The organism is Chitinophagales bacterium, from assembly GCA_020635995.1.
Taxonomy (GTDB): domain Bacteria; phylum Bacteroidota; class Bacteroidia; order Chitinophagales; family UBA8649; genus JAFMKE01.
Genome location: JACJYS010000009.1, coordinates 82083 through 94056 on the forward strand (window position 1 = coordinate 82083; position 11974 = coordinate 94056).

Genomic DNA, 11974 nt, shown 5'->3' on the forward strand with positions numbered 1-11974 from the left:
AATGAAGATAGCCATAAATGGTTTTGGACGTATAGGACGTTTAACGTTTAGAAACCTATTTGATAGAAAAGATGTAGAAATTGTAGCATTAAATGATTTAGCAGATTCAGATAAATTAGCTCATTTACTAAAATACGACAGTGCTCATAGAACTTACCAAAAAGATATTTCTTTTGATGAAAATCATATAATTGTAGATGGGAAATCTATTCCTTTATACAAAGAAAGGGAGGCCACAAATTTGCCTTGGAAAAAACTTGGCGTAGATGTGGTGGCAGAGTGTAGCGGACATTATAGAACAAAAGAAAAAGCTATGCAGCACGTAGAAGCCGGAGCAAAGCGTGTGGTTATTTCGGCACCTGCTACAAGAGATATAAAAACAATAGTGCTGGGCGTTAATGATAAAGATATTAAGGCTGAAGATGTTATAATTTCTAATGCTTCATGTACTACAAACTGCTTAGCCCCAATGGCGAAATTAATGCATGAAAATTTTGAAATAGAAAAAGGCTATATTAATACGGTGCATGCTTATACGGCAGACCAAATGCTACAAGATGCACCTCATAAAGATTTGAGAAGGGCAAGAGCAGCGGCTAATTCTATTATTCCTACATCTACGGGAGCGGCTAAAGCAGTGGGGTGGGTTATACCGGCTTTAGAAGGGAAATTAGACGGTATAGCTACCAGAGTTCCTGTTATTACAGGCTCATTAACAGATTTTACTTTTATAGTAAAGAAAAATGCAACCGTAGAAGCTATACAAAGCATATTTAAAAAAGCAGCTGAAAAAGAAATGAAAGGTATTTTAAAATATACCGAAGATCCTTTAGTTTCTTCCGATATAGTTAGCTCTCATTATTCGTGTGTTTTTCAAGGAGATTTAATAAGTATAAATGAAAATATGGTAAAATTAATAGCTTGGTACGATAATGAAATGGGCTACGCTACAAGAATGGCAGATTTACTACAAAAATTGAAATAATTTTGAGTATTTGGTATTATATAATAGGCACTATAGTAGTAGCTTATTTAGTTATTTGTGTATTTTTTTATGTCTATCAAGAGTCGTTTTTGTTTCATCCACGTAAAACAAGAGCCGATTTTAAGTATGATTTTGACCATCCTGTAGAAGAAAAATTTTACACTACGCCTAATAATGGGAATATACACACTTTAAAATTTGAGGTTGAAAATTCAAAAGGCATAGTACTTTATATGCACGGCAATGCAGGCAGTTTAAGAGATTGGGGGTGGATTTATAAAGATTTTGTAGCAAGAGGTTACGATATTTTGCTTATAGATTATAGAACCTACGGCAAAAGTACAGGTAAGCTAAGTGAAAAAAATATGCATAGTGATGTTACTTTTATTTACGATGAGCTTAAAAAAGATTATCAAGAAAATCAGATAATAATATATGGGCGTTCTATAGGAACAGGTATGGCAGCACATATAGCTTCTATAAGAAAACCTAAAGCATTAGTGTTAGAAACACCTTATTATAGCATTATAGATATAGCCAAGCGTATAGTGCCTTTTTTGTTTTTAGAACCTTTGCTAAAATATAAGTTTAAGAGTTTTAAATTTTTAAAAACAGTGGAGTGTCCTATCTATTTCTTACACGGCACTAATGACAATGTAGTACCTTATGCCACGGGATTAAGGCTATACAATACCGTAAAAGATAGAGCTAAACTAATAACCGTTAAAGACGGGCAACATAATAACTTAAGCCAGTTTGAAGAGTATTACAAAATGCTGGATGAAGTATTAAAACCTGAGTTATTTTAATGCTCATGCCCGTCATGGTTCATGTGTTCCATGTCGGTTTCTTGGTAGTTTTCATTTAGCACATAGTCCATTTCGCAAACAGGGCAAGTTCCCATTTCTTCACTTCCACTTCCTTCGCAGTGCATAGGACATACATATTTAGATGTATATTCTTTTCCGCTGGTGTCAGTAGTTTCTTCTAAATGATTGTTAGAATTATGAGAATTATTGCAAGCAAATAAGCTAAAGCTTAACACTAATAATAAAGCAAATATTGAATTTTGTATTGTTTTCATAAGATATTTTTTACAAAATTACGAAATATTATGACTATCCGTAAAGTTACCCATGAAGTATTTTACATTAAGGGGTAAGCCGATATAGGACTATTATATATTTAGTGTAATCCATATCACATAGCGTGGGAATTACTCGTTCTATTTTTGCGTTGTAATTATAAAATAAATACTATGAATATTGAACAAATTTATACAGGATGCTTAGCTCAAGGAGCTTATTATATTGAAAGCAATGGCGAAGCTGTAGTTATTGATCCTTTAAGAGAAGTACAGCCTTATATAGATAGAGCTAAAAAAGACAATGCTTCTATTAAATACATCTTAGAAACCCATTTTCATGCAGATTTTGTATCGGGACATATAGATTTAGCTAAAAAAACGGGAGCTACTATAGTTTATGGCCCTACAGCAAAACCGGCTTTTGATGCTTATGTAGCTAAAGACGGAGAAATACTAAAAGTTGGGAATATAAGCATTAAAGTGCTACACACACCGGGGCATACTATGGAAAGCACTGTTTATTTATTAAAAGATGAAAGTGGCAAAGATGTAGCTATGTTTACTGGCGATACATTGTTTATAGGCGATGTAGGTCGCCCGGATTTGGCACAAAAAGTTATTGCCGATTTAACTCAAGAGAAATTAGCAGGGCATTTATTTGATTCTTTGCGTAATAAAATAATGCCTTTAAGCGATGATATTATTGTATATCCGGCACACGGGGCAGGTTCTGCTTGTGGTAAAAAAATGAGCAAAGAAACCTCAGATACTTTGGGCAACCAAAAAGCTACCAATTATGCTTTAAACCCTAAATTGAGCAAAGAAGAATTTATAGAGCAAGTTTTAGACGGCTTAATGCCTCCACCTGCATATTTCCCTCAAAATGTACTAATGAATATACAAGGCTACGATAGTATAGATACGGTAATAGAAAGAGGAACAAGAGCATTAAACCCTACAGAATTTGAAGTAGCGGCTAACGAAACAGGAGCTATTATTTTAGATACCAGAAAACCGGAGGTATTTAAAAAAGGATTTATTCCTAATTCTATTTTTATAGGTATAGATGGTGGTTTTGCACCTTGGGTGGGTACTTTAATTCCCGATGTAAAACAAGAAATATTAGTAGTAGCAGATGAAGGAAGAGAGGAGGAAGTTATAACCCGATTAGCTCGTGTAGGCTACGACCATGCTTTAGGATATTTAAAAGGTGGTTTTAGTGCTTGGAAAAATGAAGGTAAAGAAATAGATACTATAGAAACTATTTCTCCAGAGCAATTTGCTAAAGATATGAACACCAATGATATAGAAATAGTAGATGTGCGAAAAGAAAGTGAGTATAAATCGCAACACGTTGATAGTGAAAAAGTTATAAACGCACCATTAGATTACATTAATGATAGTATGCAAAAACTTAAACAAGATAAAACCTATTACGTGCATTGTTTAGGAGGTTATCGTTCGGTTATTGCGGCATCTATATTAAAAGCCAGAGGTTTTGAAAACTTAATAGATATAGATAAAGGTTTTAACGGCATAGTAGAAGCTAATGTAGCTACTACGGAGTATGTTTGTCCTACTACTTTGCTGTAGATAATGTGTATTAAAAAATAAAATTAGATTATGAATATTCGTGCCAAGATTGTAGTCTTGGCACGAGTTGTTTTGATAAGTATTTAAAAACTTTTAAAAGCATTCTCTAATTTTTTTCTATACCGCTTTTTTATAAAGTTCAAATTGGTATCTTTGCTTAGCGATAGGTAGATTTATTTTTCTTCTTTACCGTAAAATTTGTAATCTTCAATTTATATTGAGTATTTGTAGTCCATAATATGAAATTTTTATTTGACATAGGAAGGTATTTTATCATGCTGGGCAATATGTTTGCCCGGCCCGAAAATGCCAAAATGTACCTAAAAGAAACATTTAGACAAACCTATCAAATAGGAATAGGTTCTTTATTAATTATAGCTATTGTTTCTACCTTTGTAGGGGCAGTTACTGCCGTTCAGTTTTCTTACCAGCTTTTAGATATTGGTTTAATACCTATGTGGTGGATGGGAATTATTGTTAGAGATTCTTTAATACTTGAAATGGCACCAACTATTAGTGCTTTGCTTTTGGCGGGTAAAGTGGGCTCAAACATAGCTTCTGAATTGGGTAGTATGAGGGTAACAGAACAAATAGATGCTTTAGAAATTATGGGTGTTAATACCACAGCCTATTTAGTTGCCCCCAAAGTAGTGGGAGCTATTATTATTATTCCTTTTTTAATAATTATGGCTATGTTTTTAGGTATTTTAGGCGGCTGGGTAGCAGGTACTATGGGCGGTTTTTATAGCTCAGATGAATATATAAGAGGTTTGCAAGACGGCACAGAAGTTTATTATGTGGTGGTAATGTTGATTAAAGCCGTTGTATTTGCCTTTATTATTACCACTATAGCTTGCTACGAAGGATTTTATGTGAAAGGTGGAGCTTTAGAAATAGGAAATGCCAGCACTAGAGCCGTTGTTAATAGTTCTATTGTTGTTATTATTGCAAACTTTTTAATTGCGTTTTTACTATTATGATTGAAGTTAAGGATATTAAAAAAAGTTTTGGAGATCAGCAGGTTTTAAAAGGAATATCTACGTCTTTTCAAGATGGGAAATGCAACTTAATAATAGGTTCTAGTGGTGCGGGTAAAACGGTATTTTTAAAATGCTTGGTAGGTTTATTTACGCCCGAAGAAGGCACTATAGAATATGACGGCAGACCTATAAATACCATGAATAGAAAAGATAAAAAAAGCTTGCGTAATGAAATGGGAATGTTGTTTCAGGGCAATGCTTTATTTGACTCTATGACAGTAGAAGAAAATGTGCGTTTTCCTTTAGATATGTTTTCAACTATGAGTGCCGAAGAAAAGCTGGACAGAGTAAATTTTTGCTTGCAAAGAGTTAATTTAGAAAATGCTAATAGTAAGTTTCCTGGAGAAATAAGTGGTGGAATGATGAAGCGTGTGGGTATAGCCAGAGCCATAGTTATGAACCCAAAATATTTGTTTTGCGATGAGCCAAACTCCGGATTAGACCCTAAAACGGCTTTACTTATAGATGATTTAATTCATGAAATAACTTTAGAATTTGATATAACAACCATAATAAATACCCACGATATGAACTCGGTAATGGGAATAGGAGATAAGGTTGTATTTCTTCATAAAGGGTTAAAACATTGGGAAGGAACAAAAGATGAAGTGATGAACACTGATAATAAAGAACTTTACGATTTCATTTTTGCTTCAGATTTCTTGAAAAAATTAAGAAAACAAGCTATTTCTAAGGGATAATAATATTACGTTTTACTCCACTTCCACAGCAACAACACTTGCTCTTCTTTCTAAGGACGCAACCGTGCTATAAATAGATTTTTCTACTTCTTCTGTACTATCCGAAATGTTTTGGTCTGCTTTTTCTTCGCCAAATGGGGCATTTTTAAAACGTAAATAACCGCCATTAAAATACGACTGCAAAACGCCATTATTCCATTTAAGTATATAATTTTCTACACTTACTATTCTTCTTTTAGCTAAATTGATATTATAATCATTTAAAGCCAGTGGACTGCAATAGCCTTCTACTAAAAGAATTACTGTTTCTTTTTGTTTTAAAAGTGTTTCAATATCTGCCAAAAAACTATTAAGCTCATTATAATGGTTTTTTACTTCGTTAAACCAGGTATTTACTTCCTCCTTATTCTTTAATTGGGCAAAATATTCCGACTTAATGACTAAATAGGAGTTGTAAGCATCTAAATAGCTGAGTTTTGTTATGGTATCTGTAGTTTTTGGGTTAGGTTCATCATTATGAAAATATACCGTAGCAGGCAGTTGATTTTGTATTTTGTCTAATAATTTTTTAGTGTTTTGGTTGGTATTCCTTTCTGTAATATTCTGAGTTTCCTTATTGTTAATAGCTATTAAACTGTCCTTAGAAACGGTTTTTTCCGGCATTTTATGTTCATACACATCAAAACAGCAAGCAGCATTTTTTAAAGATAAAGCACCTTCTCTATTGCTTGAAAATAAGGCAGAATTAAAAGCTGTGGGAGAGTAGTACATATCATCGGAAGATGAATTGACGGGCAAGCCCAAATTTTGTGGTTTTTCAAATTTCCCTTTTACAAAATTGCTTACAAAAATATCGTAGCCACCAAAACCATAATACCACGATGAGCTGAAATATAATTTTTGTTCCTTTTCATTAAAAAAAGGTGTTGCTTCATTATCTATGGTGTTAACTTCACTTACATTTTCGGGCGTAGTAAAATTGCCATAGCTTATTTCTTTAGTTCGCCAAATATCCAATTTCCCTTTGCCGCCTAATCTATCACTTATAAAATAAAGTTCTGTTTCTCCATTTTTATTAACAAAAACATGAGCTTGGGTTTCTGTAAAATCTGTAGTATTAAAATTAAGAGGAGTTTCTTCTTGCCAATTTTTTCCATCAAATTTCCTTACAAACAAATCGCAGGTTTTTTCATAATCTTCATGACTTGTGTAACATTTATTGTAGTAAAATTCGCCTTTGTCTTTTAAGTAAAAACCGTTAGCGTAGCTAAAACTATCTTGCTCGCTTGTAAATTTTAAGCTTTTCAATTCTTTAAATCTATCATTGTCTTTTTGGTAAAAGAATAAGGATGATTGATATTCATTTTTATCTTGTTTTAAGGGCAGAAGAGAAGTGAGTTGAATGGTGTTGCTGTCTATGTAATTTGCTCCAAAATCAGAGTATGCCGTATTCAATGGCTTTTTGTAGTGATTTATTATAGTTTTGTCATTAGGTTTTTGAGCTAAAGCCCAATGGCAAGATGCTATTTCTTGTATGGCTTTTTTTCTGTAAAATCCATCAATAGGATAAGATGTAGTAAATTTTTCAAAATGAGATATAGCATTATTGTAATCCCCTAAATATTTGTAATTCTGTGCTTTATAATAATTAAATAAAGCATCACTTTCTATATTGGTTACTTTTTCAAAAAATGTATTGGCATTAGAGTAATCTTTTAAATTGTAATAGCATAAAGCTATTTTATAAGCTATCTCTTGGTCGTTTTCGTTAAATTTTAGTGCTTGTTGGTAGTAAGAAATAGCTTCGTCATACATAGCAGTATTGTACGCTTTTTGGGCAGCTTTTAAAAACTGATTTTGCGTTTGAGAATACACATTTTGTATGAATAACAAGCAAAAAATTATGCTTATTGTTTTATTTAAAATACGAAACACTTTCTTTTGTTTTTTATATTAACGTCTTCTACATTTTTTATTATATACACTAAACCTATTTCTACTGCACCATAGTTATTTGTGGCGGCTTGTAGCGGGCTGGTGTTAATATCATAACTAATTCCTGCCTTAAAATTGTTTTGTTTGTATTGAATAACGGCACTTACCGCATCTTTGTTTCTGTAAAACACGCCAAGAGCTATACCTTTTTTAACCACATCATTATTTTTAAAGTAATAACTTGCCGTTGTTCCCATTAAATGCTCGTGTAGTACATTTTGTTTTTGGTACAAATAGTCTAATCTTAAATCCCATTTTTTATTTATGAAATAAGTAAAATACCCCGTAATGGCATATCTTTTTTGTAAAATGGAGTTTACACTATTGTTTAAATAACTTTCCCGTATTGGGTTAAGATGATGAATACCTAATGATGTACCCAGTTCTACTTTATTGTTTATTCTAAAACCTAAATTGTAGCCAATTCCTAAGTCAAAATTAGTATAGTTTAATTTTCCAAAATTTTCATTTATGGGAATGCTGGCGTCAAAAACTTCTCCATTGTACTGATTATCAAAACTTAAAGCAGAAATATCAAACGATTTATTGATTAACCCAATGTAAATACCTCCGCCTATTTTAAACAAACTTTTTTCTTTTATAGTTAAATACAAAGTATAAGAAATAGGAATTTGGGCGTATAAACTCCTGTATTTTCCATCTCCGGCTTGGTCAAAGGCAGTGGATAAACCTACGCCTAATTTGCTATCAAATTTTTTAGAAGCATAAGCTAACATATCAAATGAAAAACCTAAAGTATTGTACGGTACTTTTATAGTACTCCATTGGTTTCTGTACAAAGCAGAAAAGCGATAATTTCCGTCAAAATTGGCTGTGTTAGCAGGTGTTTGTTGTAAGCTTTGTATATCGTACTGTGTGTAATGCACATCTTGTGCTTTTATTTGTGGCACAAATAAAAACAATGCTATAAATAAGCCTAATAATATGTGTTTTTTAATGTTCAATTACTTTAAAATACTTACATTTCCTTTTAATATAAAATCTTCTCCATTTTCGCAAAAGCCGCTACAATACCAAGCAAAAGCAGCGGGACTTAAATTTTCGCCATTAAATGAACCATCCCAACCTGTGTTAATATCATAGGTTTCAAATACTTTTTGTCCCCAGCGGTCGTAAACAGCAAAATAAAACTGCCTAATTTCTCCTCTGCTCCGTACATAAAAAATATCATTATTGCCATCATTATTAGGTGTAAAAGCATTGGGAACAAATAATTTGTCTTCTATACATTTTTTTGGTGTTACATACACGGTTACGGTTGTTTTATTAGGGCAAGTATTATCATTTACGTGTACGGTGTAGGTAGTGGTTTGTGTAGGAAATGCTGTTGGATTAAAAATATCCGTAGCACTTAAACTTGCATTATTGTCCCAAACAAAATTATTAACTAATGAAGATAAAGCTTCTAACTGGCTGGTATCGCCCATTTCAATAGTATCGGGAGTGGCGGTAGCACTAATATCCGGCAGGAGTGTGGTAACAAAAACGGTATCAGCAACAGTATCTTTGCAAGCAAATTGGTCAGTTATTTGGCAAGAAACATAAAATGGGCTGTAAGTGGCTTCAAAAACAGCCAAATTTTGCCCTTGTGGGCTATTGAGTAAAGTATCGGGTTGCCAATTATAATAGGCATTAGGCAAATTTGTAGCATAAAAAGTTATAGTATCGCCTAAGCAAACGGTATCTCTACTCCATATTTCGGTATTTAATTCCCTTACTATTATATGTTGCACAAAAGTATCTAAGCAAGTTCCTATTCCTGCTATTAAAGTATAAGTGGTGTTGGTATCAATTAATGCTACCGGATTAGCTATTGTAGTATCATTTAAGCCATAGCTTGGAGACCATTGATAGTGTACATTAGGGTTTTGAATAGGAGAAATTCCAATTTGTATAGCATTGTTTTTGCAAGTGTATAAGGTGTCTAAATTTTGACTTCCATTGCCCAATAAAGTTATTTGTTTTGAAATAGAATCAATCAAATTACAACTTAAAGAATCTATAGCTACTAATTTGATATTATAAACACCTATTTCATTAAAACTGTGAGCAAAATGATAATCATTAGACATTAAACTGTCGTTTATGTACCAATAAAAAGTAGTTTGAGAAGTATCATTAAATGCTGTTTGAGTGGTATTTATAAATGTTAGGTCTTGTGGAATACATTCTACTTGAGGTAAAACAAAATCGGCAATAACGGAAGGAGGAGAAAAAGCATATTTTACCAAACCAAGGTTGCAAGAATTATTATTTGTCCAAAATGCAGCAGAATCTATGGGTACCGTAGGAAAATCTTGATGATTGCCACAGCCGGCACATACGGCTTGATATATTACGCCTTTTTTATCAAAACGGCTGGTGCCACCGTCCACGTGTTCTGCACTAATATTTCCACCAAAATAAGAAGCATAAATTAAAGCAGAGGCATCATCACGCATTACCATAAAATAGAAATCTCTGTTATCGGTAGTGGGTTGTAGCGCATCGGAGGTTATATCTAACCCTGCTGTTCCGCTTAAATTGGTATTGCCGGCTAAATTTTGCCCGCCCCAGCCAGAAAGAAAAACTTGATTGCACACATCTACTAAAAAAGCTGTGGGAGAAATATCCGGTTTTCCGGCTCCATCGCCAAATCGGGTACTCCAAATAACGCTGTCTATATTGTGGGTGTATTTCATTAAAAACTGTCCGCCATTAGCACTGCTGTATAAAGCATTGTGGTAAAAATTATTGAGCGTATCTTTTGTCTGCCCAAAAATATGGGCATCATCGTTATTATTTAGGTCAATAAAATAAATTTGGTCGTATTCCGTACTGCCCATGTAGGTACTTGAAATTAAATTGCTACCCGTATTGTGTAGTCGGGCAATGAAACCATCAGCTCTACCGCCACCAAAAGTATCTTGATAAGCATTTAGTAAAGGAAAATCGGGAGATTGCGTGCCTCCTGCTAAATAAATATCTTCATTGCTGTCAAAAGAAATAGAGTAGGAGGCATCGTCTAAACTGCCACCTAAATAAGTGCTCCAAAGTAAATTATTCAAATTGGCATCCATTTTAAAAGCCACACCGTCTAAACCGCCATTGTATGAAGTATCTATACTGTTTAAAACAGGGAAATTATTAGAATAAGTACACGAAGTGATGATACAATTATCATTGTGGTCTATTAATATTTCGCCACGCACTTCGTCTGCATAATTGTATTTTAAAAAAGGAGATAAATTTAATCCATCATTAGCACTTCCGCCTATATAAGTAGATGCCATTAGTGAATCTCCACCTTCAGTAAATCTGCTAACTATAAAATCTGAACCTTGCGTGTATAAAACGCCTAAACCTTGTGCTAAATTAACAAAAGAACCACCGTTGTATGTAGAATCGTAGCAATTTAAGGTAACGGGAAAAGTATCGGAGCTTGTAGTGCCTAAAACATACAGTTCATCTCTTGAATTTACTACTATACTATGAGGCAATTCTGTTTTATTGCCACCTAAATAAGTGGCGTATAGCCTTGTTAAGCCATCGCTACTGTATTTAGTTATGCCAATATCGGTATTGAAACCATTAAAACTTATGTCATAAGCACCAGGTGTGGTTATGTAGCCTTGGTTAAACACGCTACCTGCACCGTAGGCGTTTCCGTAGCTATCGTAAGTGGCGGTGTAGCCAAAATTATTAGCATAAGAGCTGGTGTATCTTGAAAAAACAATGTAAGGGTCAATTACTAAATCATAGTTTTTATTGTAACCATTAGGAAAATCAAAAGAAATGGTATGGTTTTCAAGTTTAAAATAACAGGCTACTTCTTGTTCTTTATTGTCAATTATTTGATAAGCATAAGGTTTTTGCTCTGTAAAAGTATTGACACTGGTTTCTATTTGCAGATTATTATTATTTAAAATTATGTTATTAGCACCTTCATAAGTCAATTGAATTTTGTTAGGATTTTCTTGAGCTTTTACTACAAATTCGTATTTAAAATAATTGTTTGAACTACTTATCGTAAAATCAATATTTGGATAAACATTGGGGTAAGTTACCGTTTGAAAAGCAGGAACTCTACCTTTCCATTTTGTTTTATCATTGCCTAAAAAATAATTGTAGTAAGTTTCAGTTTTTTGTTTAGTTATAGGGTTTTTAAATTGTGCATTTGCAATATTCATTTTTAAACAATGTCCTTTTACTGTCCAGTCAACATCTATTTCATAAGGCAAAACAGTTTGGTGGTGGTGGCTAACCAACTCATTTAATTGTTGATTGTCAATAAAATTATAATTGAGTGTAGCATTTTCTATGTATAAATTACCGCTATTAAATTCGGCTTTAAATTGCACAGTATTATCCCACTGACCTTTATTTTGAATAAAAGCAGTTTGTGCAATAGAGAAATTGCAAATAAGAAAAAGTAAAAGGTTTAGGTATAACTTTTTCAAAAGTGGTAATAATTTTCATTAAAGATATTGATTAATTTGAGAATTGGATAATTTGGAAATGATTATCCGTAAAAATACCCATGAAGTATTTTACATTAACTTTTCTTTAGTAG

At 33.0% G+C, this 11974-nt stretch carries 9 protein-coding genes; 5 read left to right on the plus strand and 4 right to left on the minus strand.

What is annotated here, in order from left to right; all coding sequences use genetic code 11:
• Position 1 precedes the first annotated feature (1 nt).
• Positions 2 to 985 (plus strand): type I glyceraldehyde-3-phosphate dehydrogenase, encoded by a 984-nt coding sequence (gene gap / locus H6578_11850; protein ID MCB9227844.1) that lies wholly within the window; start codon positions 2 to 4, stop codon positions 983 to 985.
• Between the two features lie 2 nt (positions 986 to 987).
• Positions 988 to 1794 carry an alpha/beta hydrolase gene (locus H6578_11855; GenBank protein ID MCB9227845.1) on the plus strand — a complete coding sequence of 269 codons (807 nt, stop codon included), beginning with the start codon at positions 988 to 990 and terminating at the stop codon, positions 1792 to 1794.
• Here the strand turns inward: H6578_11855 and H6578_11860 are convergent.
• Positions 1791 to 2069, minus strand: a complete 279-nt coding sequence (locus tag H6578_11860; GenBank protein MCB9227846.1) for a hypothetical protein — start codon at positions 2067 to 2069, stop codon at positions 1791 to 1793. The two genes, H6578_11855 and H6578_11860, sit on opposite strands and share 4 nt — an antisense overlap.
• 174 nt (positions 2070 to 2243) lie before the next feature.
• Here H6578_11860 and H6578_11865 point away from each other — a divergent pair, with 174 nt between their 5' ends.
• The 3 genes from H6578_11865 to H6578_11875 all read left to right on the plus strand — a co-directional run bounded on the left by H6578_11865 (position 2244) and on the right by H6578_11875 (position 5406).
• Entirely contained in the window at positions 2244 to 3665 is a 1422-nt protein-coding gene (locus H6578_11865; protein MCB9227847.1) for an MBL fold metallo-hydrolase, read from the plus strand.
• Positions 3666 to 3904: 239 nt separating this feature from the next.
• Positions 3905 to 4645, plus strand: a complete 741-nt coding sequence (locus H6578_11870; protein ID MCB9227848.1) for an ABC transporter permease — start codon at positions 3905 to 3907, stop codon at positions 4643 to 4645.
• A complete protein-coding gene (locus H6578_11875; GenBank protein MCB9227849.1) occupies positions 4642 to 5406 on the plus strand; it encodes an ATP-binding cassette domain-containing protein in 765 nt (254 codons plus the stop codon). The genes H6578_11870 and H6578_11875 overlap by 4 nt, the downstream gene beginning before the upstream one ends.
• Before the next feature lie 12 nt (positions 5407 to 5418).
• On the opposite strand, the gene H6578_11880 is transcribed toward H6578_11875, so the two are convergent.
• From H6578_11880 to H6578_11890, 3 genes are read right to left on the minus strand one after another with little or no spacing between them, the layout of a single operon-like run.
• A complete protein-coding gene (locus tag H6578_11880; GenBank protein MCB9227850.1) occupies positions 5419 to 7299 on the minus strand; it encodes a tetratricopeptide repeat protein in 1881 nt (626 codons plus the stop codon).
• Positions 7300 to 7325: 26 nt separating this feature from the next.
• On the minus strand, positions 7326 to 8366 hold the full coding sequence (locus H6578_11885; GenBank protein MCB9227851.1) for a PorP/SprF family type IX secretion system membrane protein: 1041 nt from the start codon (positions 8364 to 8366) through the stop codon (positions 7326 to 7328).
• Positions 8367 to 11861, minus strand: coding sequence for a gliding motility-associated C-terminal domain-containing protein (locus H6578_11890; protein ID MCB9227852.1), 3495 nt, complete (start codon positions 11859 to 11861; stop codon positions 8367 to 8369).
• Positions 11862 to 11974: the final 113 nt, after the last annotated feature.

Excerpts from the sequence above, each read along its gene's own strand:
- H6578_11860 (MCB9227846.1), bottom strand. The coding sequence starts at position 2,069 with ATGAAAACAATACAAAATTCAATATTTGCTTTATTATTAGTGTTAAGC.
- H6578_11865 (MCB9227847.1), top strand. The coding sequence starts at position 2,244 with ATGAATATTGAACAAATTTATACAGGATGCTTAGCTCAAGGAGCTTAT.
- H6578_11875 (MCB9227849.1), top strand. The coding sequence starts at position 4,642 with ATGATTGAAGTTAAGGATATTAAAAAAAGTTTTGGAGATCAGCAGGTT.
- gap (MCB9227844.1), top strand. The coding sequence starts at position 2 with ATGAAGATAGCCATAAATGGTTTTGGACGTATAGGACGTTTAACGTTT.
- H6578_11870 (MCB9227848.1), top strand. The coding sequence starts at position 3,905 with ATGAAATTTTTATTTGACATAGGAAGGTATTTTATCATGCTGGGCAAT.